Source organism: Mesorhizobium sp. M1312 (assembly GCF_040318115.1).
Taxonomy (GTDB): Bacteria; Pseudomonadota; Alphaproteobacteria; order Rhizobiales; family Rhizobiaceae; genus Mesorhizobium.
Genome location: NZ_JAMYLQ010000021.1, coordinates 42,374 through 67,813, shown reverse-complemented (window position 1 = coordinate 67,813; position 25,440 = coordinate 42,374). Strand labels below are relative to the sequence as shown.

At 62.9% G+C, this 25,440-nt stretch carries 27 protein-coding genes and 1 riboswitch; of the genes, 11 read left to right on the top strand and 16 right to left on the bottom strand.

Translation table 11 applies throughout. From position 1 onward, the window contains the following. Positions 1–89 precede the first annotated feature (89 nt). Both NKH36_RS22465 and NKH36_RS22460 read right to left on the bottom strand, forming a co-directional pair. Complete coding sequence (locus NKH36_RS22465; protein WP_352961927.1) at positions 90–332, bottom strand: helix-turn-helix domain-containing protein; 243 nt, start codon at positions 330–332, stop codon at positions 90–92. After that, positions 283–1,056, bottom strand: coding sequence for a helix-turn-helix domain-containing protein (locus NKH36_RS22460; RefSeq protein WP_352961924.1), 774 nt, complete (start codon positions 1,054–1,056; stop codon positions 283–285). Before NKH36_RS22460 ends, NKH36_RS22465 begins: the two co-directional genes overlap by 50 nt. Before the next feature lie 170 nt (positions 1,057–1,226). On the opposite strand from NKH36_RS22460, the gene NKH36_RS22455 reads away from it, so the two are divergent. Further along, entirely contained in the window at positions 1,227–2,207 is a 981-nt protein-coding gene (locus NKH36_RS22455) for a quinone oxidoreductase family protein (protein ID WP_352961921.1), read from the top strand. A 78-nt stretch (positions 2,208–2,285) separates the two neighbouring features. On the opposite strand, the gene NKH36_RS22450 is transcribed toward NKH36_RS22455, so the two are convergent. Continuing rightward, the gene (locus NKH36_RS22450) at positions 2,286–2,834 is read right to left on the bottom strand and encodes a gamma-glutamylcyclotransferase (protein WP_352962049.1); all 549 of its coding nucleotides are present in this window, start codon (positions 2,832–2,834) and stop codon (positions 2,286–2,288) included. 120 nt (positions 2,835–2,954) lie between these two features. Between NKH36_RS22450 and NKH36_RS22445 the strand changes: the two genes are divergently transcribed. Then, on the top strand, positions 2,955–3,953 hold the full coding sequence (locus tag NKH36_RS22445) for a DUF2125 domain-containing protein (RefSeq protein WP_352961918.1): 999 nt from the start codon (positions 2,955–2,957) through the stop codon (positions 3,951–3,953). Between the two features lie 54 nt (positions 3,954–4,007). Beyond that, entirely contained in the window at positions 4,008–4,934 is a 927-nt protein-coding gene (locus NKH36_RS22440; protein ID WP_352961915.1) for a sugar kinase, read from the top strand. Positions 4,935–4,955: 21 nt separating this feature from the next. Here the strand turns inward: NKH36_RS22440 and NKH36_RS22435 are convergent, their stop codons facing one another. Together NKH36_RS22435 and hisC are read right to left on the bottom strand one after the other, a co-directional pair. Beyond that, positions 4,956–5,891, bottom strand: coding sequence for a prephenate/arogenate dehydrogenase family protein (locus NKH36_RS22435; protein ID WP_352961912.1), 936 nt, complete (start codon positions 5,889–5,891; stop codon positions 4,956–4,958). Positions 5,892–5,897: 6 nt separating this feature from the next. Then, positions 5,898–7,007 (bottom strand): histidinol-phosphate transaminase, encoded by a 1,110-nt coding sequence (gene hisC, locus NKH36_RS22430; protein WP_352961909.1) that lies wholly within the window; start codon positions 7,005–7,007, stop codon positions 5,898–5,900. A gap of 285 nt (positions 7,008–7,292) precedes the next feature. Next, a riboswitch (SAM riboswitch) is annotated at positions 7,293–7,370 on the top strand. Between the two features lie 121 nt (positions 7,371–7,491). Here hisC and metX point away from each other — a divergent pair. Together metX and metW are read left to right on the top strand one after the other, a co-directional pair. After that, positions 7,492–8,661 carry a homoserine O-acetyltransferase MetX gene (metX, locus tag NKH36_RS22425; RefSeq protein ID WP_352962186.1) on the top strand — a complete coding sequence of 390 codons (1,170 nt, stop codon included), beginning with the start codon at positions 7,492–7,494 and terminating at the stop codon, positions 8,659–8,661. Between the two features lie 169 nt (positions 8,662–8,830). Further along, complete coding sequence (gene metW / locus NKH36_RS22420) at positions 8,831–9,445, top strand: methionine biosynthesis protein MetW (RefSeq protein ID WP_352962189.1); 615 nt, start codon at positions 8,831–8,833, stop codon at positions 9,443–9,445. Between the two features lie 42 nt (positions 9,446–9,487). On the opposite strand, the gene NKH36_RS22415 is transcribed toward metW, so the two are convergent. From NKH36_RS22415 to NKH36_RS22405, 3 genes are all read right to left on the bottom strand, one after another. Beyond that, positions 9,488–10,288 (bottom strand): DUF1194 domain-containing protein, encoded by an 801-nt coding sequence (locus NKH36_RS22415; protein WP_352962191.1) that lies wholly within the window; start codon positions 10,286–10,288, stop codon positions 9,488–9,490. A gap of 200 nt (positions 10,289–10,488) precedes the next feature. Then, on the bottom strand, positions 10,489–12,315 hold the full coding sequence (locus tag NKH36_RS22410) for an ABC transporter ATP-binding protein/permease (RefSeq protein WP_352962061.1): 1,827 nt from the start codon (positions 12,313–12,315) through the stop codon (positions 10,489–10,491). A gap of 108 nt (positions 12,316–12,423) precedes the next feature. Beyond that, complete coding sequence (locus tag NKH36_RS22405) at positions 12,424–13,200, bottom strand: class I SAM-dependent methyltransferase (RefSeq protein WP_352953156.1); 777 nt, start codon at positions 13,198–13,200, stop codon at positions 12,424–12,426. Between the two features lie 351 nt (positions 13,201–13,551). Here NKH36_RS22405 and gloB point away from each other — a divergent pair, with 351 nt between their 5' ends. Then, the gene (gene gloB, locus NKH36_RS22400; protein WP_352964571.1) at positions 13,552–14,319 is read left to right on the top strand and encodes a hydroxyacylglutathione hydrolase; all 768 of its coding nucleotides are present in this window, start codon (positions 13,552–13,554) and stop codon (positions 14,317–14,319) included. Positions 14,320–14,341: 22 nt separating this feature from the next. After that, positions 14,342–14,770 (top strand): cupin domain-containing protein, encoded by a 429-nt coding sequence (locus NKH36_RS22395; protein WP_352962067.1) that lies wholly within the window; start codon positions 14,342–14,344, stop codon positions 14,768–14,770. Positions 14,771–14,911: 141 nt separating this feature from the next. Here the strand turns inward: NKH36_RS22395 and NKH36_RS22390 are convergent, their stop codons facing one another. From NKH36_RS22390 to NKH36_RS22380, 3 genes are read right to left on the bottom strand one after another with little or no spacing between them, the layout of a single operon-like run. Next, positions 14,912–15,583 (bottom strand): lysoplasmalogenase, encoded by a 672-nt coding sequence (locus NKH36_RS22390; protein ID WP_352962070.1) that lies wholly within the window; start codon positions 15,581–15,583, stop codon positions 14,912–14,914. Further along, positions 15,580–16,467 carry an aromatic amino acid exporter YddG gene (yddG, locus tag NKH36_RS22385; RefSeq protein WP_352953142.1) on the bottom strand — a complete coding sequence of 296 codons (888 nt, stop codon included), beginning with the start codon at positions 16,465–16,467 and terminating at the stop codon, positions 15,580–15,582. Before yddG ends, NKH36_RS22390 begins: the two co-directional genes overlap by 4 nt. A 28-nt stretch (positions 16,468–16,495) precedes the next feature. Then, positions 16,496–17,284 carry a DUF3108 domain-containing protein gene (locus tag NKH36_RS22380; protein ID WP_352964567.1) on the bottom strand — a complete coding sequence of 263 codons (789 nt, stop codon included), beginning with the start codon at positions 17,282–17,284 and terminating at the stop codon, positions 16,496–16,498. A 255-nt stretch (positions 17,285–17,539) separates the two neighbouring features. On the opposite strand from NKH36_RS22380, the gene rpmB reads away from it, so the two are divergent. The 3 genes from rpmB (at position 17,540) to NKH36_RS22365 (ending at position 19,306) form a co-directional block, all read left to right on the top strand. Beyond that, positions 17,540–17,836 carry a 50S ribosomal protein L28 gene (rpmB, locus tag NKH36_RS22375; protein WP_006328411.1) on the top strand — a complete coding sequence of 99 codons (297 nt, stop codon included), beginning with the start codon at positions 17,540–17,542 and terminating at the stop codon, positions 17,834–17,836. An 84-nt stretch (positions 17,837–17,920) separates the two neighbouring features. Continuing rightward, complete coding sequence (locus tag NKH36_RS22370) at positions 17,921–18,601, top strand: queuosine precursor transporter (RefSeq protein WP_352962076.1); 681 nt, start codon at positions 17,921–17,923, stop codon at positions 18,599–18,601. Positions 18,602–18,604: 3 nt separating this feature from the next. Then, positions 18,605–19,306, top strand: coding sequence for a polyamine aminopropyltransferase (locus NKH36_RS22365; RefSeq protein ID WP_352962078.1), 702 nt, complete (start codon positions 18,605–18,607; stop codon positions 19,304–19,306). A gap of 32 nt (positions 19,307–19,338) precedes the next feature. Here NKH36_RS22365 and NKH36_RS22360 read toward each other — a convergent pair whose 3' ends face one another. The 4 genes from NKH36_RS22360 to NKH36_RS22345 all read right to left on the bottom strand — a co-directional run bounded on the left by NKH36_RS22360 (position 19,339) and on the right by NKH36_RS22345 (position 24,063). Then, on the bottom strand, positions 19,339–20,370 hold the full coding sequence (locus NKH36_RS22360; RefSeq protein ID WP_352962080.1) for an esterase-like activity of phytase family protein: 1,032 nt from the start codon (positions 20,368–20,370) through the stop codon (positions 19,339–19,341). After that, on the bottom strand, positions 20,367–22,265 hold the full coding sequence (gene cobT / locus NKH36_RS22355) for a cobaltochelatase subunit CobT (RefSeq protein WP_352962082.1): 1,899 nt from the start codon (positions 22,263–22,265) through the stop codon (positions 20,367–20,369). The genes NKH36_RS22360 and cobT overlap by 4 nt, the downstream gene beginning before the upstream one ends. Positions 22,266–22,324: 59 nt before the next feature. Continuing rightward, entirely contained in the window at positions 22,325–23,311 is a 987-nt protein-coding gene (cobS, locus tag NKH36_RS22350) for a cobaltochelatase subunit CobS (protein ID WP_352953135.1), read from the bottom strand. Between the two features lie 122 nt (positions 23,312–23,433). Next, a complete protein-coding gene (locus NKH36_RS22345; RefSeq protein WP_095485929.1) occupies positions 23,434–24,063 on the bottom strand; it encodes a J domain-containing protein in 630 nt (209 codons plus the stop codon). Between the two features lie 193 nt (positions 24,064–24,256). Here NKH36_RS22345 and NKH36_RS22340 point away from each other — a divergent pair, with 193 nt between their 5' ends. Next, positions 24,257–24,559 (top strand): BolA family protein, encoded by a 303-nt coding sequence (locus tag NKH36_RS22340; protein ID WP_352962085.1) that lies wholly within the window; start codon positions 24,257–24,259, stop codon positions 24,557–24,559. A gap of 72 nt (positions 24,560–24,631) precedes the next feature. On the opposite strand, the gene NKH36_RS22335 is transcribed toward NKH36_RS22340, so the two are convergent. Then, positions 24,632–25,435 carry an alpha/beta hydrolase gene (locus tag NKH36_RS22335; protein ID WP_352962088.1) on the bottom strand — a complete coding sequence of 268 codons (804 nt, stop codon included), beginning with the start codon at positions 25,433–25,435 and terminating at the stop codon, positions 24,632–24,634. Between the last annotated feature and the right edge of the window lie 5 nt (positions 25,436–25,440).

The following is a 25,440-nucleotide window of genomic DNA, read 5'->3' as shown; positions in this document are numbered from 1 at the left end:
GCACCGAGGTCAAAGGCCTGGTCGACCTTTCCGACAGACCAGTGCTCCACAAGCGCGCGATCCGCCGCGCTCCAAGTTCCAGCCGATGTCTACTGGCTCTGGCGCCGGTATTCACCCGGCGGCAGTCCGATCACGCGGTTGAAAAGCCGACTGAATGAGGCCGTATCCCGGTATCCGACCTGGTAACAGATTTCGGCAATGCCGAGTTTGGTGCTTTCAAGAAGTGTTTTCGCGGCTTCAAGGCGCCGGTCCTGGATCCATCGGCCGGGAGTGGTGTGCAATTCATCGGAAAACCGGCGCAAGCGTTCGCGGCGACAGACCGAGTTGCGCACTAAGGAAGGCAAGGTCGAGCGCTCCGAGCTGTTTGCTGGACAAAGTTTCGAGCCGGTCGCGGAACGGCTCTTGCGAAGGCAGCAGATCGGTGAGCGGGAACTCGTAGGGTGTCTGGATCTGCCGCGACGGCGGCAACACCAGCAATTTGCGAACCAGGCGCTCCTCCCTGGCGAAGCCAAGATCCCGCAGCAGCGCCTTGCCGAGCTCCAGGCCTGAAAAGCCGCCGCCGCAAGTGTAGATCCGTCCGTCGCCGATCAGCACACGTGAGGCGTCCCAACGCACCTTCGGAAAGCGGCGCTGGGCATCGGTCTTCAGCCACCAGGAGATCGTCGCGCGCTTTCGGTCGAGAAGACCGGCGTCTGCCAGAAAGTATCCGGCCCCGCAATGCGCGGCGATGATGGCGCCGTCGCGCCGCGCACTTGCGATAAGCGGCGCGGCGTGGCGGCTCTCTTCCTCCAGCGCGGCAACAAGCTCCGGGATTTGTATGCCGGGCATGGCCAGCAGGATCAGCAGGTCCATGCGCTGCGACGGTTCGCGTCTGGTGTGAAAGGAAATTCCAGGCGTCGTCGTGGCGTCGGCCTGCCGCGCTACGAATTCGAAGGAAATCGCCGGCGCGCCGCGAATGGTGTTCACCAGCTCGAACATTTCGACAAGCGTCGCGGCGACAGCCGAATAGAACGTCGACGGCAGCCAGATCACGGCGTGGACGGGAAGATTGTCCAAGATGGCTCCTTTGAGCAGCTATGGCAAGTTTAGCACATAGATTGTCAAATCTGCCAATTCCGATTTTTGCCAGCGGCCTTAGGTTCCGCGACGCCGATGCAAACATCGGTGCTGCAATCTGATGAATGTCCAGGCTGCTTGCCCCAGATCGCCCGCTATTGGAGACCGCCATGAAAGCAATCGTATTCGACGCAATCGGCTCGCCGCGGGACGTGCTCTATCTGCACGACATGCCCATGCCGCGAATTGACGACGGCGAGGTGCTGGTCAGGATGGTCTCCGCCTCGGTCAACCCTGGCGACTTCCTGTTCATCCAGAACCTCTATCCCGAACCGAAGAAGCCGCATTTCCCCCGGCAGATCGCCGGAAATCATGGCGCCGGCATTGTCGAGGCCGTGGGCGCGAACGTCGCTTTGAAACCGGGCACGCTTGTCGCATTCAGCTACTACAATAGCTGGGCCGAATATGCGCCCGTTCCGGCCGAATGGCTGATCCCGCTACCCACCAACTACCCGGTCGAACGCGCCGGGCAGATGGTGAACCCCATCACCGCCTGGGACCTGCTGGCGGATTCGCGTGTGCAGCCTGGACAGTGGCTGGCCGTCACCGCCGGCTATTCATCGGTTTCGACGATGGTGATGCAGTTCGCCCAACGGCGCGGCATCAACGTGATCGCGCTCGTGCGACGCTCTCACGACAGGCTCGACCTGAAGCGGCTTGGTGCCACCGCCATCCTCGATCTGTCGGGTTTGAAGGTCGGTATCAGGGAAGCGGTCATGGAAATGACCGGCGGCGCCGGGCTGAACGGGATCATCGATAATGTCGGCGGACCCGTCAGTGGCGAATTGATCCGCGCCCTCGCGATGGGCGGGCAGATGGTCATCAATGGCGGCATGAGCGCCGAGCGTTTCGAACTGCACAATTTCGACGTGCTGCTGAGCGGCGTCGAGATCAGGGCAAACATCTACCGCTACTTCTTTTCGCCGCCTGTCGAAGCCGACCGGCCGGTGTTGCGAGAGATTGTCGAGATTTTCGGCCAAGCCGATTTCCATGTCCCTGTCGGCGGCATCCATCCGCTGGCGGAGTTCGAGCTCGCCGTGACAAACAGCCTGGATCGCGCCGATCTCGGAAAACAGATTTTCAGGATGTAGCCCGGACCAAGATCCCGAACCGAAAGTCAGCGAAGCAAAAAGCGGGAACCGGTTTTCGGGTCAAACCACGAAAAAAGATCACGATCCGATCCGTTTCGCTATCTCCTCCAGCCAGTGGTCGCGGATCCCCAGCGCCTCGAGGTGCTCCAGCGTGCTGGACACGTAGTCCTCGTTCTTTCCCGACTGGCCGACGGCACCGCGAACGACGGTCGCCGCATCCGCCGCATCGAGCGCGCCGGCATATTGCTCGTGGCCACGGTCGACGACATAGGCGACTGCCGAGACCGTCTCGCCGCCGTCCGTCTCGCCCCCATCCTTCTCGTTCTTGTCGAGGCGAATGCTAAGCATGCGCTCGAGATAGACATTGGTGACCAGCTCGCGCTCGCGCAGATAGGTGATGACCTCGTTGCGCAGATCGCCGGGGACGCGGAAAGCCAGCCCGATGCAGGAGCCGCCACGGTCGAGGCCGAGCACCAGGCCGGGCCGTTCGCGCGTGCCGCGATGCACGAAGGAGTAGACGCACAGCGAGCGGCGGTAGCCGTGAAGGCGGGCGCGCCGCGTCTCGACATGCGCAAATCCCGGCCGCCAGATCAGCGAACCATAGCCAAAAACCCAAAAATCGCCCATATCGCCAAGCCTGGTTGCAGCACCGCACTGGAATCGGTGTTTTTTCAATCCGTCTCCGTCTACCTGATGTTGCCGGAAACGACAGTCCCCTCTGCAACACGCGCTAGCGAGAGCTGTAGCATGACGTCAAGTGACGAGAGTCCGCCGAATTTCCTCCGCCGGCTGTTCTGGCTTGCCGCTTTCATCGTCGTGCTGTTCGGCCTTTACAGCGCCGGCTGGTTCTACCTGGCAGACAAGGTCAAGAGCGAAGCCGACAAAGCGGTGGCCGAGCTCGAGGGCAATGGCATCGAGGCGGAGTGCGCGAATCTCACGGTGAGCGGCTATCCCTCGAGCTTCGCCGTTTCCTGCGACAGCCTGGCTTATCAGGACGACACCAGGAACGTCGCCGCCTCGCTCGGCAGCCTCCACGCGGCTACGCACATCACCCAGATCCTGTCGCCTGGCGCCGACCTGCGGGGCCCGCTCAGGACCTCCCTGCCTGGGATGGCGCCGCTGTGGATCGACTGGGACAATCTGCGAGCGAACGTCAAACTGTCCTGGCCCCTGCCCCGGCGCGTTTCGCTGGAGGCCGAGGGCCTGTCAGCCCAGACCGATCCGGCGGATGGCACTGACCCGGTCGAGCTGTTCAGCGCCGGGACAGCGACCGGACAGTTGCATCCGAACGGCCAGGACATCGACTATGCCGGGAGTTTCACCAATCTCGAAATCGATCCAGCGGCGATCGATGGCCGCGTGTTGCCGCCGCTCGACGGCAGTGGCGACGTGACGCTGAAGAACGGCGTGGCGCTGATCAAGACACAAACAGAGAGCCTGCGCGGCCAGGCGGTGGATATCGGCAAGCTCGATCTGTCGTCGGGGACCGCGCACGTCACCGTTTCCGGAACAGTTTCGGTCGATGCCGACGGGCTGATCGACGCCGACCTGATGATCAAGCTCAGCGATCCCAAGGCCGTGGCGGCAATCCTCGGCAAGGCCATTCCCGAGCAAAAGAGCCAGATCAAAACAGGCTTTGCTGGGCTGGCGCTGCTTGGCAACGAACCGTCGATGCCGCTGCGGATCGTCAGGGGCAGGGCGTCGCTCGGTTTTATCCCGCTGGGCAGGATCAAGCCGGTCGATTAGACCGTGATTGCGAACCTCCAGTTCGGAAAAGATCATGATCAAACAGGAAGATGGATGAACCGCCCGGTGAAGCTCCTGAGTGTTGGCGCGCTGACGCTCGATACGATCCTTCGCGTCGACACGCTTCCGGTGCGCCAGGGCAAGTTCATCGCGTCCGACGGCGTCCAGATCGCCTCGGGCATGGCTTCGAGCGCGGCCTGCGCCGCACGCCGCCTCGGCGCGGACGTATCGCTGTGGGCGAGCGCGGGAGACGACCTCGTCGGCGATCAGCTGGTCGCCGGGATCGAGGCCGAGGGCGTCGATTGCAGCTTTGTCCGGCGCATCATCGGCGCGAGGTCGGCACTGTCGGCCATCTTGGTCGACACGCATGGCGAGCGCATCATCGTTCCTTTCTATGACAAGCTCGCCCAGGCCGACCCCGAGGCGCTCCCCACACAGGACCTCACCGCATTCGACGCCGTCCTGGTCGATGTGCGCTGGCCAGGCGCGGCAGCTCTGGCTTTGACGGCGGCGCGCGCAATCGGCCGTCCGGCCATACTGGACGCCGACACCGCGCCACGGGACGTGCTGGAATGGCTGTTTCCGCTCGCCTCGCACATCGTCGCGTCAGAGCCGGCGGCGTTCATCCTCTGCGGCGAGGAGCAAGGTCCGCAAGAGGCCTGTGAAGCGCTGGCCAGGCGCACCGATGCATTCGTCGCGGTGACGGGCGGCGCGGCGGGAAGCTGGTGGTTCGACCGCTCGGCGGGTTCCGTGCGCCATGTCGCGGCGCCAAGGATCAAGGCAGTGGATACGCTTGCCGCCGGCGACGTGTTTCACGGCGCCTTTGCCGTTGGACTGGCGGAAGCCATGCCGATCGAACGGATATTGCGCTTTGCCAGCGCCGCCGCCGCGCTCAAATGCCAGCGCTTCGGCGGCAGGCTGGGCGCGCCGGACAGGGCCGAGACGCTGGCGATGATGGCGGCTCACTGGCCGGCGGACTGACGGCCGGGCGGTCGAGACAGGCTACTGCTTGGCTGGGTGCTCGACTGCCTGCCGGCCAAAGTCCGGTACATCGATGTCCTGGCCGGCCTCGATGATCGAGCGGCGGACGGCGCGGGTGCGGGTGAACAGGTCGTACAGTTTTTCGCCGTCGCCCCAGCGGATCGCCCGCTGCAGCGAGGCCAGATCTTCCGAGAACCGCGCAAGCATTTCGAGGATGGCGTCCTTGTTGTGCAGGCAAACGTCGCGCCACATGGTCGGGTCGGAGGCGGCCAGACGGGTGAAGTCGCGAAAGCCGGAGGCCGAATATTTGATCACCTCGGACTTGGTCACCGACTCCAGGTCGTCGGCGGTGCCGACGATATTATAGGCGATGATGTGCGGCAAATGCGAGACGATGGCCAATGTCATGTCGTGATGCTGGGGATCCATCGTGTCAATGTTGGAGCCGCAGCGGCGCCAGAATTCCGAGAGCTTTTCCAATGCGGCCGGATCAGTGCCGGGCAGCGGCGTGAAGATGCACCAGCGGTTTTCGAACAGTTCGGCAAAGCCGGCGTCCGGACCCGATTTTTCAGTGCCGGCCAGTGGATGGCCGGGAATGAAATGCACGCCGGCAGGCACATGCGGCTGCATCTGCGCAATGACCGACGCCTTGGTCGAGCCGACATCGGTGAGGATCGCGCCCTGCTTCAGCGCCGGTGCGATTTCCTCGGCGACCTCGCCCGAAGAGCCGACCGGCACCGAAACGATAACCAGGTCGGCATCGCGGACCGCATCTTTCGCATCCATCGCGTAGGAGGAGCCGAGGTCGAGTTCCCTCGCCCGCGCCAGCGTCGTTTCGCTGCGCGTCGAGATGGCGATGTGGCGGGCAAGGCCTTCGCGATGGATTACGCGGGCCAGCGACGAGCCGATCAGGCCGATGCCGACCAGCGCGATCTTTTCGAACATCGGTGATGTCATGGTTTTCTAGCTTTTCAGAAATGTCGCGAGGGCGGCGACAACGCCGCGATTGGCCTCTTCGGTGCCGATGCTCATGCGCAGTGCATTGGGGAAGCCGTAGCCGGAAACGCGCCGCAATATATAGCCGCGCGCGGAGAGGTAATCGTCCGCAGCCGCCGCCGAGTGCTTTTTGTCCTCGGGAAAGTGGATGAGGACGAAATTGCCGACGCTCGGCGTCACCCGCAGTCCGAGCTTGGTCAATTCCTCGCTCACCCATCGCAGCCAGGTTTCATTATGCGCCACGCTGCGCTCGATATGGGCGCGGTCGCGGATCGCGGCAATGCCGGCCTCGATCGCGGTCGCGTTGACGTTGAAGGGACCCCGCACGCGGTTGATCGCATCGATGATATGCATCGGTGCGTACATCCAGCCGACCCGCGCGCCGCCGAGGCCGAGCTTGGAGAAGGTGCGGGTCATGACCACGTTTTCCACACCGGCCACCAGTTCGACGCCGGCTTCATAATCGTTGCGGCGGACATATTCGGCATAGGCTGCATCCAGTACCAGAAGCACATTTCGAGGCAGGCCGGCATGCAGGCGGCGCACGCCCTGGAACGGCAAATAGGTGCCGGTCGGGTTGTTGGGATTGGCGAGGAAGATGATCCTGGTACGCGGCGTCACCGCGGCGAGGATCGCATCGACGTCGGCGCGCTCATTGGTTTCCTTGACCGACACCGGGACAGCACCTGCCGACTGGATGTAGATCTTGTAGACCATGAAGCCGTGTTCGGTGATAACAGCTTCATCGCCGGGCGCGAGATAGGTCTGCGCAAGCAGGCCCAGAATCTCGTCGGAACCGTTGGAACAAATAATGTTGGCTGGGTTTAGGCCATGCACCTCGGCGATCGCTTCCCGCAGGCGCCTGGCAGTGCCGTCGGGATATATGTCGAGTTTGGCCGCAACGTCGCGCGCGGCTTCTATCGCCTTCGGCGAGGGGCCGAGCGGGTTCTCGTTCGACGACAGTTTGTGGACCTTGGCAACGCCGGCCGGCGCCGTGCTTTTGCCCGGCACATAGGCTTCGATGTCCATGATCCCCGCGCGGGGCGTTGGACGTGCCTGATCCGATGCCTGGTTCATATCGCAAAAATCCGTCGAAAACGCTTCCGCCTAGTGTGGTGGATTTGAAGTACCTGCCATTTTGGTGGCATCAGCGCTCAGGAACTTCAAATCCAGCACACTAGAATTTATTGGTTTGTCAGTGTGGCGAATCCGAAATTCGCCCACTGCGCTGCTCCAACGCGATGCGAATTTCGGATTCGCCACACTAGAAGCCGCAGCGGAAATACAAGCCGTGGCCTGGAATGTCGAGAGGCGGCAAGCGACTGGCCGTTGACGCCGAGGCGCGCCGGTCCTAGAAGAAAGGCGAAATCCCGTGGTGATTTGGCCGGTCGGCTTGCAGCCACGTTAAACAACTCGCTAAAGGGCCGTTTGCATCCTGTAACCGGCTTTGCGAAGGCAATGCCGGTTTTTTTATTGTCCGTAGCCGGCCGGACAATCGCATCGACCCGAAAATCGGTTCCGATTTTCGGAAAAGCGCGATGGGTTAATGTATGAGGATGCGATGGTCGCGCTGCGCACGAAAAGAACCAACAACGAGGCCGACGAGCCGTCGAGCCCGGTGTTGCGTTTCGGTGCCGACAAACCGCTCAAGCTCGATGCCGGCACGCTGCTGTCACCGTTCCAGATCGCCTACAAGACTTACGGCATGCTCAACGACGCCCGCTCCAACGCCATCCTCGTCTGCCATGCACTGACCGGCGACCAGCATGTCGCCAGCACCAATCCAGTGACCGGCAAGCCAGGCTGGTGGGAAGTGCTGATCGGCCCCGGCAAGATCATCGACACCAGCCGTTTCTTCGTCATCTGCTCAAATGTCATCGGCGGCTGCCTCGGCTCGACCGGCCCCGCCTCGACCAATCCCGCCACCGGCAAGCCCTACGGGCTCGACCTGCCGATCATCACCATCCGCGACATGGTGCGGGCGCAGTTGATGCTGGTCGACCATTTCGGCATCGAAAAACTATTCTCGGTGCTCGGCGGCTCGATGGGCGGCATGCAGGTGCTGCAATGGGCGTCGAGCTATCCGGAGCGCGTTTTCTCGGCGCTGCCGATCGCCACTGGCGCGCGCCATTCCTCGCAGAACATCGCCTTCCATGAGGTCGGCCGGCAAGCGGTGATGGCCGATCCGGACTGGCATGGCGGCAAATATTTCGAGCAGGGCAAGCGCCCGGAAAAGGGGCTGGCCGTGGCACGCATGGCCGCTCACATCACTTACCTGTCGGAAGCGGCCCTGCACCGGAAGTTTGGCCGCAATCTGCAGGACCGTGAAGCGCTCACCTTCGGTTTCGATGCCGACTTCCAGATCGAGAGCTATCTGCGCCATCAGGGCATGACCTTCGTCGACCGCTTCGACGCCAACTCCTATCTCTACATGACCCGGGCGATGGACTATTTCGACCTCGCCGCCGACCATGGCGGCCGGCTGGCCGACGCCTTTGCCGGCACCAGGACCCGTTTCTGCCTGGTCTCCTTCACCAGTGACTGGCTGTTCCCGACCGAGGAGAGCCGCTCGGTCGTTCACGCGCTGAACGCGGCCGGCGCCTCGGTGTCCTTCGTCGAGATCGAGACCGATCGCGGCCACGACGCCTTCCTGCTCGACGAGCCGCAGCTGTTCGCGGCCATCAACGGCTTCATCGCCTCGGCGGCTCGCGCCAGGGGGCTCAGCGCATGATCCTGAAAAGGCGCAGACGTTCCGGACCGGCATCTTGCGCCAGGCGTCAGCGCATGACCCCGAAAAGTTGCAGACTTTTCGGACCGGGATCATGTGCCAGGCAGCGCATGGCCCCGAAAAGTTGCAGACTTTTCGGATCAAAGTCATGCGCCAAGCAAAAGGCGAGATCATGAGCGTCAACCACGCCCAGCGCGTCGACCTCGAAGTCGTCGCCGATCTCATCCCGGCCCAGTCACGGGTGCTGGACGTCGGCTCCGGCGATGGCCTGCTGCTCGAATTGCTGCAGGCGACGAAGCAGGTCGACGGCCGCGGGATGGAACTGTCGCAGCGCGGCGTCAACGAATGCGTGGCGCGCGGCCTGTCCGTCATCCAGGGCGACGCCGACAAGGATCTCAAATTCTATCCCGACAAGGGTTTTGATTTCGTCGTCCTGTCGCAGACCTTGCAGGCGACCCGCAACCCGAAGCTGGTGCTCGACGAATTGCTCAGGATCGGCAAGCACGCCATCGTCTCCTTCCCCAATTTCGGCCACTGGCGGGTGCGCCTTTCGCTGTTCCTCCAAGGGCGGATGCCGGTGACCAAGGACCTGCCCTATTCCTGGTACGACACGCCCAACATCCATTTCTGCACCATCCGCGACTTCGTCAATCTCTGTGATGAGCTCGGCGCAACGGTGGAAAAGGCAACCGCGCTCGACGCCAATGGCCAGAAAATCGGCCTCTCGATGCCATGGTGGTTCTGGAACTTCTTTGGCCAGCAAGCAGTATTCCTGCTGAAGCGATAACGGCCGTCGCATATGGCGCGCGGCCGGCAAGAGTCCGGAGACCTAGCGATTAAGTTCCGGAAAATACGGATCGGAGAAAAACCGCCGATCGCGCTCGCCTTGCAAACAGTCAACCGGTGCTGCCGCATCGACCCGGATCGATCCGGGATCGGCGCCGGGACCGGCAACACCGCTGACCTCCAGGACCAGCTTGCGGCGTATGGCGGTCACGAATTCGGAAGCGGCATAGACCGGGAGCACGAAGGAGCCTGGCCCGCCGGTAACGCACTCGGCATAATATTGATCGAGATGGCTGAAGCTGGGCGACGGGCTGATCAGGATCGGCAGGCCGTTGACGATGATGTCCTTTGCCACCGCGGCGTCGCGTGTCGTGGTGACGGGCATCCCGGTATTGTTGGGGCCATCGCCTGAAATGTCGATGACGCTGCGCGTCGCGTCGAAAGCGGCTCCATCCAAAAGCTTGGCGCCGAAGGCGAGCGCACCGGAAATCGAGGTGCCGCGAAAGCTCCTGAACGGGCGCGCCTCGATCTTGTCGGCGAAAGCGTTGGCGCTCTCAGCATTGTCGATGACCTGCCATGCAATGACCGCATCGTCGCGCACGGTGCCTGCCCATTCGAAATAGGCCAGCGCGATGCGGCCGGTCACGCCCGAACGCACCGCATTGATGAAGTCGGGGTGGCGCAGCGCCTCGACGTAGCCGGCGCGCTGCAGGGCGAATTCCTTTTCGTCCATGGAGTGCGAAATGTCGACCGCCAGCACCAGTTCGACGTCCACTGCAATGGTATCGGCGGGCGTGGCCAGTGGCGCTGCCTGGGCGCAGGCGAGGCAGGCAAGCAGGCTAATGCATGTCGCCCAAAAGTGCGCAGCGGTTTTGGGGTGGCGACATGCAAAGAAACAAAGGCTTAAAGCGTGTCGCATGAATCTCTTCAACGGGACGCGCTTTAAACGCGTCAAGCATCGTTCCAACGCCGCAGGCTTCCGAACTATACCGGCGATCTTTCGCCGCGATCACGGCGAAATAAAGCTTGGCTGCGCATAGTCGGCTACGTCTCTTGGTAGGCTGCGGCGACGGCCGGGGGTGGTTCGATCGCACCGGCCCTGACACTGACTGGCTTGAGAGCCGGCCGCTCGACGTCTTTCACGATCGCCAATGAGCGTGGAAAGAATTCAATGTTCTGCTGGCCACGGCCGATGTTGAGGATCGCGGCCTCGGCGAGACGCGCCTCCAGCATCGACAGCACCCGCCTCAGCGTTGCGCCGTCGAACGTGTCCAAAGCCTCGTCGATGATCACCCATTTCGGCTGCCGCAAGACCAGTCGGGCAAAGGCAAGCAGGCGCTGCTCGTCATCGCTCAATTCGCGCTCCCAGCGCGCCGAGCGGTCGAGCGAGGACGACAGACGCCCGAGACCGACCTCGGCAAGCACCGCCGAGATCTCGGCGTCGCTGACCGCGGCATCGGCGTGGTTGAGTACCTCGCGCAGCGTGCCGAGCGGGAAATAGGGCTTGCGGGGAACGAAGGCGGGCACCTCTCCGGCCGGCATGCCGATCCGCCCGCTTCCCCACGGCCACAGACCGGCAATGGCGCGAAAGAACAGCGTCTTGCCGGCGCGCGGATCTCCGGTGATCATGACGCGCTCGCCGGCGCGGATTTCGACATGGGGTTCGGCGAGCTTCGTACATCCGTCCCGCGACGCAACCTCGAGATTCTCGAATGTCAGCCTGCCATACGGATTTTCGCCGATCATGATGCGTTCTTCGGTGTCGTGCAGCACATCCGTTTCACCGAGCGCGATGCGGAAATCGGCGACGCGCATCAGCGTGGCGCGCCAATCGGCGATGCCGCCGATATTGTTGATGAACCAGCGCAACGAGGCATGCACCTGGTTGAAGGCGCCAACAGCCATCATCAGCCCGCCGAAGCTGATATCGCCGGCGAAATAGACCGGCGAGGCGACGAGGATCGGCGCGACGACGGTGATCCAGCCATAGGTGTCCGTCACCCAGGAAAGATTGATCTGGGCGCTGTAGATGCGCCGCATCGCGCCCAGCACCGTGCCGAGGTCGAACTCGAGCCGTCGCCTGGCGTCGGCCTCGCCATGCGCAAGCGCGATGGCATCGACATTCTCGTTGACGCGGACCACCGAGGAGCGCAGCTCCGCCTCACGCGTATAGCGGTCGCTGTTGAAGCGGATGAGCGGCCGTCCGACCAGCCAGCTCAGCCAGGAGGCGGTGCCGGCATAGAGGATCGCGGCCCACACCATGTAGCCCGGAATGGCCAGCGAATAGCCGCCGATATGGAAGACGAAGCCCGATGACAGCGACCATAAGACGCCGACGAACGAAACAAGCAGAATGAACGACTGCAACAGCCCTATGCCGAGACCGGTGGAAAGGTCGGAGAGGTGTCCGGCATCCTGCTGCAGCCGCTGGTCAGGGTTGACGCCGATGGCGCCGGCGTTGGCGAGCCGGAAGGCGCGCGCCGGCCGCATCCATTCACCGATCAGATCGAGGGTCAACGCCTCACGCAGCTTCAGCCGGATCATCTGGTCGAGCCAGGTCTGGCCGATATTTAGCACCAAAAGCCCGCCGGCGATGGCGGCAAAGACCAGAAGCTGGTGCAGGAAACCCTGCATGTCGCGCCGAGCCAGCGCGTCATAGAAGGGCTCGTTCCAGCGATTGAGCAGAACCTGCCCGATCGAGGTTGCCACAATGACGGCGACTATGCCGACGCAGGCCCAGAGCAGGTGTTTGCGGATCGGCGAGGTCGCCAGCGCCTGCTTGATCGTCGCCAATTGGTCGCGCAGGCTGCTGGCCTCGATCGACGCGGCAGCCGGCTTGGCGCTGCCTTCGACATCCGGATAATCAGCCATGGTGAAGTCCTTGAATTCGGAAGCGGTGCTGAAACCGATGAACAAGTCGACTCAACCGGGTACCAAACCCGCTCTCGACAGATAGGTGAGATTCCGATCACGAACATGTCATCGACGGATCGGCGATGTCGCCTTCCCGGTCGGCGATATCCGGCCGAGCCTTGTGGCGCCGTGCGGCGAGAATACCGGCACGAAGACGCGGCGAGAGGCGCGCTGGACAACTGGCACGCCCTGATAGAGCCGCTTCTGCGCCTCGACCACTATGACGCCGGAAAAGATCGGCCAGAACCTGCGGCCGGCGCGCTCCAGCACATTGTGGAACTGCATCATGAAGCGTCGCCGCGACGGCGGGAAGAACAGGGCATCGGACCACGCCGCGGGCGTGAAATTCGCTTCGCGCAGCAATTCGGTGAGCTGGCCGCGCGAGAAAGGCCGGCCGCTGCCGAAAGGCGTATGCTCGAAACGGGCCCAGACACCGCGCCGGTTGGGCACGACGATGACGACGCGGCCGGCAGGCGACAGCACCCGCCAGATTTCGTTCAGCGTCTCGCGAGGGTTCTCGGCATGTTCGAGCGAATGGACGAGCAGCATGCGATCGATGGAGGCATCGACCAGCGGCAATTCCTCGTCGAAGACCAGTGCGGTCGCGGTCGGCCCCGTAGCCGGCCAGACCACCGCGCCTTGCGTCGCCGGCATGAAGGCAAAGACACGCTCCGCGTCGGTGCCGAATCGCTCCAGCCACGGCAAGGTGTAACCGAGGCCGACCAGCCGCTCATTGGGCACGACAGCCCAAATCGAGGACAACGCCATAGTGATCGAGCGTTCGGCCAAGCGCCCGAGCGTGGTCGAATAGAAGGAGCGAATGTCGACGATATCGGAATGCATGCGCGGGACGGTATCTTCGATGCTGTCCAAGTTCAACAAAGGCGCCAAGTTCTACAAAGGCGCCAAGTTCTACAAAGGCGGATGACATCCGTGGGCAAGCGCCCTATGTCTGCGGCGACTACTGCATCGATTTCGATTTCGGAAAGCACGATGCAGCAGATAAAAAGTGTTAGAGCGTCCTTTGTGCGTCCAACTGGACGTGCGGCGCTCTAGAGCAATTCCAAGAAAAGTGTGAAACGGTTTTCCCGGGAAAAGCGCGTAGCACTTTCCCTAGGGAATTGCGCAAAAACAAAGAGACAAAGCGGTTCGGCGTTTCCGTGAAACGACGAACCGCTCAAGTGGAGAGACGCCATGCCGGTTGAAATCGAACAGTTCATGTGCCGCAGCGACAATTTCGGCGTGCTGGTGCATGACCCGAAAAGCGGCCAGACCGCAATCATCGACGCGCCCGAGGAGGCGCCGATCCTGGCCGCGATCGAGCGTACCGGCTGGACGCCGACGATGATCCTGACCACCCATCACCATGTCGACCATGTCGAGGCCAATCTGGCGCTGAAAGAGCGCTTCAAGCTGCGCATCGTCGGACCGGAGGCGGAAAAGGCCAAAATCCCCGGCATCGACGAAACCGTCGAGCAAGGTTCGGTCATCCACCTCGGCGACGAGAGGATCGACGTGATCGCCACGCCCGGCCACACGGCGGGCCATGTTTCCTATCATCTGCCGGCATCGAGAGTGGCGTTCACCGCCGACACGCTGTTCGCGCTCGGCTGCGGCCGGCTGTTCGAATGCAAGCCGCCGGTGATGTACGATTCGCTGAAAAAGCTCGCGGCACTTCCGGCCGAGACGGTCGTTTATTGCGGCCATGAATACACGCTTTCCAACGCCCGCTTCGCGCTGACTGTCGACCCGACCAATTCGGCGTTGAAGGAGCGCGCTGCGAAAATCGAGGCGCTGCGCGCCGACGGCAAGCCGACGCTGCCGACCACGATCGGCGAAGAACTGTCGACCAATCCGTTCCTGCGCTGGCACGACCCGGCAATCCGCAAGCATCTCGGCATGGAGAACGCCTCCGACGCCGAAGTGTTCGCCGAAATTCGCAAGCGCAAGGACAATTTCTGAGCACCATGACGTGCTGGAAATCATGACCACTTCCGCCGAAATCATCGCGACGCTCGGCCTGAAACCGCATCCGGAAGGCGGCTGGTATGCCGAAACCTTTCGTGATGGCGCGGAAGGCGCGCGCAGCCATTCGACCGCGATCTATTTCCTTTTGGAGCGGAAGCAAGTGTCGGCCTGGCACCGCGTCAAGGACGCGGCCGAGGTCTGGCATTTCTATGCCGGCGCGCCGCTGGCGCTGTCGATACATCGGGAAAACGGGCCGGTGTTCGAGCAGGTGCTCGGCACGGCATTAGCGGCAGGCGAGCGGCCGCAGATCGTCGTGCCGGCAGGCTGGTGGCAGTCGGCGCGCAGCCTCGGCGAGTGGACGCTGGTCGGCTGCACCGTGGCGCCGGGTTTCGACTTCGCCGCCTTCGAGCTGGCCGAACCGGGCTGGCAGCCGGGCACGCCCTAGGTATGTTGAGATTCAGGTCACGCCGAGCCGAAAATGGTGGATTCCGAGAACCGGAACGGAGCGTACGTTTGGGTACGTGAGTACCGGAAGCGCAAGGAAACCGCCCGTTTGCAGGCCGGCATCACCTGAATATCGACATACCTAGCCCAGTAGGAAACCCATCGTGATCGCCAGCTGGGCGGCGTAATACAGCACCCAGACCGCGTGGCGCATCCAGACGCGGTGCGGCGAGATGGCGGTCATCAGGAACTTTTCCGAGGCGAGCAGCCCGTCGGACGTCATGAACAGCACGGCGCCGCCGACGACCCAGATATTGCTCAGCGTCAGGGCTGAAATCGCCATGGCGAGGATTGCCGCGATATAGACGCTGACCGGAAGGCGCAAGGCGGGGCCGACACGTCGCCAGAGCGCAAAAAGCATGGCGAGCGCCAACACGGCCATTGCCAGGGCAATCGCCGCGCGCCACGGCTCGGCCGAGAGCAGCCCGATCCCACCGCCGGAACGCAGGAACAGCGCGATATAAAGCCCATGCGCAACGAGAAAACTGGCCAGCCCGCCGAGAAAACCTTTTTCACCCTCGCGCGACAGCAACGCATCGCCGATGGCGCTGAACGCCAGCGCCGCGACGAGCAGCCACGGACCGCCCTGCAGCGAGGCCAGCCCGGCAAGCATTGCCACGGCCAGCGTCTTGACCGCTGAGCGCGCAAGCTTCGGCGGCATGTCGATGATGAAGGCGTAGATCACCGCCGCCACCAGCGAAAACAGCAGCGTCGCATTGGCGTTGGCGTCGATGCCGCCGGGAAACGGCATCATGCCTCGGCCTCGCTCGTTGCCCTCTTGCGCAAGAACAGCGATTTCGCCGCAAGCGCTGCCCCGCCGGTGATCAGCACGCAGGCGGCGAGGATGCGCAGGGACGGCTCGGCGAAACCGGCCGATATCAGCACCAGCGTCGACAGCAGTGGGGCGGCATAGCTCGCCGCGCCCAGCACCTGGATATTGCCGCGCTTGACCCCGATATCCCAGGCGTAGAAGGCCGCGCCCACCGGCATCAGGCCGAGGCCGAGCACGGCCAGCCACTGGCCGGCGCCGACAGGCAGCACCGTCTCTTCCAGCATGAGATGGCAGATAAGGGAAAGCGCTGCCGTGGCCGCACAGAACCAGGTGACAATGCTGGTCGGCACCGACGGGAAGCGCCGCGACAACAGCGAATAGCAGGACCATAGCACGGCGCAAACGCCGGCCATCGCATAGCCGAAGGCATAATTTGCGTCAAAGGCAATCCCGCCGCCCTTGGTGACGATCAGGACAGTGCCGGCAAGGCCGAGCAGCGCGCCGACGACATGGTTCCAGGCCAGCCGCTCGCCCGGCATCAGCGCCGATCCGAGCACGATCAGCAGCGGCCAGAGATAGGCGATGAGGCTCGCCTCGACCGCCGGCGCGTTGCGCAGCGCGGTGAAGTAGAAAAAGTGATAACCGAACAGGCCGGCAATACCGATCACCCACACTTGCGGCGGTATCTTCTCGCTGCTGGCGGCGGCCGGCATGAACAGCCGCGCGACGAGCCCGACGCCGGTGCCGATCGTGAAGGTGATCGCCGAAAGCAGGAATGGCGGCACCGCACCGGAAGCGTCCGTAAGCAGCGCCAGCAGCGCCCACATGGCGATCGCCGAGAAGCCGATCAATGTTGCGCGCCCCATGTCCGTCTCCGGCGGCGCGCCATCGCGCCTATTCTGTTGCTTCGAACCGCTCCGCGCTGACGGTGAGAGTGCCGATTTTCGTACTGATCGTAGCGTGGATCGGCGCATATACGCCGGTTTGGCCGACCGGTGCAAACGTCACCATGATGCGGCTGCGATTCTTCAGGTAATCCAAGGCTTTGCGGTTCTTGCGGTAACCCGCCACCGGCTCGAAACCCAGCCTGCAAGTGACGGTATCGCCCTTGTAGCCGCGCACCGAGGTCGAGCCTTTCGAATCGTAGGTCAGCCTCAGATTGGCGCGCATCTCGCCATCATAGAGTTTCACCGTGCGCCCACAGACCTTGTCGAGGCTATCGGCATGGATGACGGTGGCGGCCATCGGATCAAGTACCGACGCGAGGTGGCTCGCGCCCAGCGGTATCCAATTCTTGGGATTGCGCTTCTTCGGCGCAGGCACGATCTTCGTCGCCGTAACAGTGCCATTGGCGAACCGGATATCGATCATCGACGCCTTGTCGCCCGACTTGTAGTCGGCGCGGAACGCTTGCGGCTGCAATTGCTTGCCGGAAATCTTGCCTTTTGACGAGATCGTGCCACGTGTGTCGTCGAAGATTGTGGCGAGGCCGGCGCTGGAGACGCTGCCGTCTATAGAATAGGTATCGCCTTCGTAACTGCTGGAAAAGGTGGCCTTCGCCACCGAGAGCCCGAGGATCGATACCGTATACTCACCCTTGAAGGATTGTGGCGTGGCGGCAGACGTTGCCGTCGGCAGCGCAACGGCAAGCGAGGCAAAGAGAGCATGAGACGAACGAAGCATGGCGGGATCGATCCTCGATTTTTAGCGGAAGCGGACAACTCCGGCCTGGCATCTCCTGGTGCGACCGCTTATAGGCTGAATTCCGGCCTTTATGTGAAAGGCGTCGTCACACCCGCGCGCAAGCCGGAGCTTGACGCATCGGCGAAATGCAACTATGGAACGCCAACTTTTTCCATAAGGCCGCCTGACCGAAACCGCGCGCCACCCGGCGCGGGTCGAATGTTTGGCCAGACCGAGAACTGAAGGTTTAGAACCATGTCCCGCACCTGCGAACTCACTGCCAAGGCAGTCATGTCCGGCAACAATGTGAGCCACGCCAACAACAAGACCAAGCGTCGCTTCCTGCCCAATCTCGTCAATGTGACGCTGATCTCGGAAGCGCTGAACCAGAATGTGCGCCTGCGCATCTCGGCCAACGCGCTGCGTTCGGTCGAGCACCGCGGCGGCCTCGATGCGTTCCTGGCCAAGGCCGACGCCAAGGAGCTGTCGCAGCGCGCGCGCCTGCTGAAGAAGCAGATCGCCAAGAAGCTTGCCGAACAGCCGGCCGCTTAATTTTTTTTCAGGCAACCGCCTTCCAAGGAGTGTCGTCCGAACTCGGCATGACACCCCGCTGGTTCCATTACCCAGGATAAAAAAATGAGTTTTTTCTCCCGATATCTGCCCTTTGTTGCGGCCATGGCGCTTGTCGTGGTGGCGTCGAACATCCTTGTGCAGTTCCCGCTGCAAGGTACGATCGGCGGCCTGTCTCTGGCCGACATTCTGACCTGGGGCGCCTTCACCTATCCCTTCTCTTTCCTGGTCACCGACCTTGCCAACCGCCGCTACGGCCCGGCCGTGGCGCGCCGGATCGTGTTTGTCGGCTTCACAGCGGCGGTGATCTGCTCGGTCGTCATCCCGCCCTTGCTGTTCCGCTACGGCCTGATCGAGTTCGAAACGGCCGCCGACCGGCTGGTGCGCATTGCGGCGGCTTCCGGCACCGCGTTCCTGATCGCGCAACTGCTCGACGTGACCGTGTTCAACCGGCTGCGCCGGCAGAGCTGGTGGCGGGCGCCGATCGTCGGCACGCTGGTCGGCTCGGTGTTCGACACCGCCGTGTTCTTCACCGTCGCCTTTTCAGCGGCCTTCGCCTTCGCTGGCCCGAACGATGGCTTCGCGCTCGAAGCCGCGCCGCTGATGGGCGTGCTGCCGGTCCAGACCATGCGCTGGGTGTCCTGGGCGCTCGGCGACCTCGGCGTGAAGCTGATCATCGCCGTAGTGGCGCTGATCCCCTACCGGCTGCTTGCAGCTCGCTGGAGCCAGCCTGCACTGGCGGCATAGAGTATGACCCCATGGGTCCAGATCGATACCGCGAAAACGCCTGACGGCGACCACGAGCTTCGCCTGAAACAACGCGGCGCCGAATTCTCGATCATGCTCGGCTCGAACGAACTGATGAACAGCCGCCTCAGCGGCTCCGAGGAAGCGCTGGCCAGGCTGTCCTGCCAAAGGATTGCCGGCCGCCGGCAGCCGAAAATCCTGATCGGCGGGCTGGGCATGGGTTTTACGCTGCGTGCCGCCCTTACCGAGCTTGGCGCCGATGCCGGTGTCGTTGTCGCCGAGTTGATGCCCGCCGTCGTGGCGTGGGCAGGCGGCCCGATGGCGGCCGTGTTCGGTGGCTGTCTCGACGATCCGCGCGTGACTATTCGCGAGATGGATGTTGGGCAGCTCATACGATCCGAAGCCTCGGTCTGGGATGCCATCCTGCTCGATGTCGACAACGGGCCGGAAGGGATCGTCCACAAGGCCAACGATGCTCTTTACAGTACAGCCGGGCTGATCAGCGCAAGAGCGGCACTCAAGCCCGGCGGCGTGCTGGCGGTCTGGTCGCAGGGACCCGACAGTGGCTTTACTCGCAGGCTCAAACAGACGGGCTTCGCGGTCGAGGAGGCCAAGGTCCGCGCCAATGGCAAGCGCGGGGCACGCCACGTCATCTGGATCGCGACCAACGGACCCCACCCTGCAGAAACCGGCGCGAAGCAGTAGACTTGTTATCAGCCGTCCCTTGCCGACGCCTCTCAATCCTCGTGCAGGATGAATTCCAGATAGAGATTACGCTGTAGCACCGAGTGGTTGTCGTCCGAGATCAGCGACACCATCCGCGCGCCGTCGTCGCGGGTCCAGACGTCTAGGCCTTCCATGTTGTCGATCTGGTAGGCCATGTCGGCTTCCATCAGCACCGGCCCGTCGGCAACGGCGCCCTTCTCAACGCTTTCCCCATAGATGCGCCGCAGCCGCATCTTGACGCCGCCGGCCATCGAAAAGCTGCGCTCCAAAAGCAAGAGGTCCCCGTCCGGCAGGAAGGCGCCGTCGGTGATGTCGAAATTGCCGTTGCGCTTGACGGTGAAGACGCCCTTGTGCGGCCCTTCGATAACAGCCGCATAGATGTTGCCGGCCTGGTCGAGGCTCTTTTCCGACACCACGACCAGCCCGCCTTCGTGCTGGCCGTTAGGATTTGCGTGGGTGACGGTCTCAAAGCCGCGATTCCGGCGAAGCTCCCAGGCTGGAATCAGGAAGTCCAATTGCTTGAACGGCGGCTCCATATCGTGCGGGTCGATCTTGAATTGGGAAACGCGGTGGTTGCGCTCGAAGCCGACCGTGGCAATGCCGTCCTTGACCGCAAGGCCTTCGGCATCGACCTCCCATTTCTCGTCGATCAGCTGGCCCGCCTCGTCGACCATCTGCTGCATGCGGAAATTCCGCATGCCCGATGGGCGCTTGTCGGCATCATGGGTAACGGTGCCGAAGAACCAGAAACCGGTGTCGGCAACGCCGATGAAATCACTGCCGGGCTTGAGGAAGCGAAACGCCGACAGCGCGCCGAAATCGCGTGACGGCGAGGTCATTTCCAGCCCGCCGACAAATTCGAGCGGGCCGAACCGCTTTTCGTCACGGCCGATGTGAAACCGGTCTAACAGCCGTGCCGAGATTTCGATCGGCTCGACCGAACCGCTGCCGGCGGCGATGCAAGGCGACAAGGCGATGCCGGCAACGAACAGCGCTGTGGCGGCGAAAAGCGTCTGCCGAAAGCCGCCCCGCGAAAAAATCATCCGGCGCGCCGCATGCCGCCGCGTCGCGTGTCCCGCGTATTTTCCTCGCCGAACAGCGAGGCCAGTTGCTCGGTCATGGCGCCGGCCAGTTCCTCGGCATCGACGATGGTGACGGCGCGGCGATAGTAGCGGGTAACGTCGTGACCGATGCCGATGGCCAAAAGCTCGACCGGCGAGCGCGTCTCGATCAGTTCGATCACCGCGCGCAGATGCCGTTCGAGATAGTTGCCCGGATTGACCGACAGTGTCGAATCGTCGACCGGCGCGCCATCCGAGATCATCATCAGGATCTTGCGCTGCTCCGGCCGGGCGATCAAGCGGTTGTGCGCCCACAGCAGCGCCTCGCCGTCGATGTTTTCCTTGAGCAGGCCCTCGCGCATCATCAGGCCGAGATTGCGACGCGCCCGCCGCCACGGATGGTCGGCGGACTTGTAGATGATGTGGCGCAGATCGTTGAGCCGCCCGGGATTCGGCGGCTTGCCTTCCTTCAGCCATTTCTCGCGTGCCTGCCCGCCCTTCCAGGCGCGGGTGGTGAAGCCGAGTATCTCGACCGAGACGCCGCAGCGTTCCAGCGTGCGCGCCAGAATGTCAGCGCAGGTGGCGGCGACCGTGATCGGCCGGCCGCGCATCGAGCCCGAATTGTCGAGCACCAGCGTCACCACCGTGTCGCGGAATTTGGTGTCACGTTCCTGCTTGAAGGAAAGCGGCTGCATCGGATCGATGACGACGCGCACCAGCCGCGCCGGATCGAGATAACCCTCTTCGAGATCGAAATCCCAGGACCGGTTCTGCTGCGCCATCAGGCGCCGCTGCAGCCGGTTGGCCAGCCGGCCGACGACGCCGGACAGGTTGGCAAGCTGCTTGTCGAGGAAGGCGCGCAGCCGATCTAATTCCTCTTCCTCGCACAGGTCCTCCGCACCCACCGTCTCGTCGAAGGCGGTGGTGAAGACCTTGTAGTCGATCTCCTTCGACAGATTGGTGAAGGGATTGTCGTTGCGGCGCGCCTCGCCGGGCGTCTCGGCATCGGCGTCGTCATCATCGGACAGGTCGTCGGCGGTGGCATCGGATGCCTCCGTCTCGGCCGACTGCTCGTCGTCGGACGACGCCTCGGTATCATCGGACTGCGACTGCTCGGAGCCGGAATCGTCCTCGCCGCCCTCCTCGCTCTGTTCCTCGCCTTGCGGCTGGTTGTCGTCATTGTCCTCGCTATCTTCCGTCTCCTGGTCGTCGCCGAGTTCCTCGGCCATTTCCATGGAAGCCAGCATCTCGCGCACGACGCGGGCGAAGGCCTGCTGGTCGTCGAGCTTTGCCGACAGCCCGTCGAGATCGGCACTTGCCTTCTCCTCGACCCACGGGCGCCAGAGGTCGACCAGCCGCTCGCCGCTCTTCGGCACGGCGCGGCCGGTCAGCTTTTCGCGCACCATCAGGGCCAGCGCTTCCTCGATGGGCGCATCCGCCTTGTCCTTGACGTCGATGAGGTTGGCCCTGGCGTATTTGTCCTCGAGCATCGAGCCGATGTTGTCGGCGACGCCCTGCATGGCTCGGGAGCCGATCGCCTCGACGCGGGCCTGCTCGACCGCATCGTAGATGGCGCGGGCCTGTTTGCCCTCCGGCGCCAGCCTGGTGTGGATGCGCGTGTCGTGGCAGGCGCGCTTCAACGCCATGGAATCGCCGAGGCCGCGGGTGATGGCGATATCGGCCTTCGAAGCTTTTTTCGGCAGTTCAGGGAGCCGGGCGCGGCTGCCGGCGAGCGCCGGCCGATCCTTGGCGAAACCGACTTCGAGGTCCTTGTCGCCGGCAATCGCGCGCATGCAGACGGTGACGGCGCGCTTGAAGCTGTCGGCTTCAGAACCCGTCTTCGACTTGTTGCGCGTGTTGTCGCCCGGACCCGCCATCGATCATCCCTTGACGCACGACCTTATCCGAAAAGCGTTGCGACTTTTCAGAGCCATGCTTAGCCCAGAACTACGTTTGCGGCCGATTCGGGCAGATCCTGGCCGAAGGCGCGCTGGTAGAACTCGGCCACGAGCGAGCGTTCCAGCTCGTCGCACTTGTTGAGGAAGGTCAGCCTGAATGCCATGCCGATATCGCCGAAGATCTCGGCATTCTCGGCCCAGGTGATGACCGTGCGCGGGCTCATGACGGTCGACAGATCGCCATTGATGAAGGCCGAACGCGTCATGTCGGCGACGCGCACCATCTTGTTGACAATCTCCTTGCCCTTGACGTCGCGATAGTGCTTGGCCTTGGCCAGCACGATGTTCACCTCATTGTCGTGCGGCAGATAGTTCAGCGTGGTGACAATCGACCAGCGGTCCATCTGCGCCTGGTTGATCTGCTGGGTGCCGTGATAGAGGCCGGTGGTGTCGCCGAGGCCGACGGTGTTGGCGGTCGAAAACAGCCGGAACGCCGGATGCGGGCGGATGACCCGGCTCTGGTCGAGCAGCGTCAGCCGGCCGGACGATTCCAGCACGCGCTGGATGACGAACATCACGTCCGGACGGCCGGCATCGTACTCGTCGAAGCACAGCGCGACATTGTGCTGGTACGCCCAGGGCAGGATGCCGTCGCGGAATTCGGTGATCTGCAGCCCTTCCTTGACGACGATGGCGTCTTTGCCCACGAGGTCGATGCGGCTGACATGACTGTCGAGATTGACGCGCACCATAGGCCAGTTGAGGCGGGCGGCGACCTGCTCGATATGCGTCGACTTGCCGGTGCCGTGATAGCCCGACACCATGACGCGGCGGTTGTAGGCAAAGCCGGCGAGGATCGCCATCGTCGTGTTCTTGTCAAACAGATAGTCGGGATCGATGTCGGGCACATGCTCGCTCGTCACCGAATAGGCCGGCACCACCATCTTGGACTCGAAGCCGAATTTCTCCTTCACCGACACGGTGCTGTCGGGCAGGTTGGCGATGTCGCGATCGACCTTGTTCATCTTTATCAACGTCTCCACGGGCGAACGCCGCGTTTCGCCGGCAATCGATTTTGTTCGGGGGCGGTCTTAAAGCCTTTTCCAACCTTATGAAAGTTGGAAAACGACACCGACCGTAAGGTCGCTCAGCACAATCCTGCCTGCTTGAGCACGCGATAGGCCTGGAGCACATCGCGGAACCGGTCTTCCGAACCTCTGTCGCCGCCATTCGCATCCGGATGGTGGCGTTTCACCAGTTCCTTATAACGCGCCTTGATATCCTTGCCAGTCGCCTTTGTATCAAGGCCAAGCGTTTCCAGCGCCTTGGCCTCAAGCGGCTTGGCCTTGCGCTCACGCACTTCGCGCGGATCCTTCGGACCTTTGAACAGGTCGAACGGATCGCGCATACGGTTGTAGTAGCCGGCGCGGCCGGAACGCTGCTGGGCGAAATCGGGCGAGGAGCGCGTCGAGGCGCCGTTGACGCCCATCTTCCAGGTTGGCCGGTGGCCGGTCATCGCTTCCTTCTGGAAGCGGGCGATCTCGGTATCCGGCACACCGGAGAAATAGTTGAAGCCCTTATTGTACTCGCGCACATGATCGAAGCAGAACTGAAAATACTCGCCCTCCTTCATGCGTCCGACCGGCGCGCGATGGGTGCCGGCCTCCTTGCAACCGTCCCACTGGCAGATCGGCGAACGCGACTTCAGTTCCGCATCCTTCTCCGGGCGGATGCGAATTTTTTCGAAATATTTGGGGTACGGTTTCATCTCACCCATTTATGGGCTGTTCGCTGGTGCGAAACAAGAATTGACATTTTCGCAATGATCGCCCTAACCGCTGAATCGCGGCATAAAGCGGGCGATCGGCGAATTTTGTCGCGTCGGCGCCCTTGGCGCGTCCTCCTGGACGCGCCAAGGGCACCGATTTTCGGGGTCATGCGCCCGCCATATGTGGTGAAGGGAAGTACGAATGTCCATACAGTCAACGATGGAAGGCAAGTTGAAGAAGGCGTTCTCGCCGGAGCGGCTGGTCATCATTAACGAAAGCCATCTGCATGCCGGCCATCATCATCAGGACTCCGATCATCACGGCACCTATGACGGCACCGGTGAGACGCATTTCCGCGTCCGCATCGTCTCCTCAGCCTTTGCCGGCATGAGCCGCATCGAACGCCACCGCGCGGTCAACGCATTGCTGGCCGACGAATTGAAGGCTGTTGTCCATGCGCTGGCGATCGAGCCGGCCGCGCCGGATGAAAAGACCAGGTGGTAGGCCTCAGAGCAATTCCAGGAAAAGTGCAAAGAGATAGAGCGGTTCGGCGTTTCCGTGAAACGATGAACCACTCTATCCGAGCGCTGCCTTCAGGAAAGTCATCACCGCACGGGTCAAGGCGTCGCCTTCATCACCGAAATCGCGATTGATCGACATGTGCGAATAGGCGCTGCCGTCGAACAGTGTCACCTCCGTTCCGGTCGCCCGCAGGCGCTCGGCGAAGGCCCGTGAGGCTGCCGCACGACCCGCTGCGCGCGAATAGGCGATGAAGGTCGGCGGATGTTTGCGGCTCCCGACATGGGTGGCCGGTGACAGCCCGCGCCACTGCGCCGGGTCGGGAAAGGCCCGGGCATAGGCCGGTGTCATGCCGCCGCTTCTCGCAAGCGCCTCCAGATCATAGGCCCTGGTATCGTTCAGAACCAGCGCCGCGACGCCGGGCAGACCGCCGCGCAGCCCGGTCAGTGCGGCGAGATGGCTGCCGGCCGAATGGCCCATCACCGCTATCCGGTTCGGATCGCCGCCGTATCTGGCGATGTTGGCGCGCACGTAACGATATGCCCGCTCGACATCGTCGGCCTGGGTGGCGACATCAGCCTCAGGCAGCATCCGATAGTCGATCGAGACGAAGCAGAAGCCATTGGCGAGCAGGAAGCGCGGCTTGACGTCGACGTGGGTGCGATTGCCGGCTCGCCAGGCACCGCCATGGATGAAAAAGACCACAGGCAAGGAGCCTGCGCCATCGCGCGCGTAGATGTCGAGCCTGGCCGGTCCGTAGTCGAAGGTTCGCGGAGACGGCGAACGCCGAGACGATGCCGCCGAAGCGCTGGCCGGCAACAAAGCCACCGACATCAAAAGCAGGGTTCGCCGATCGATCACTGTCA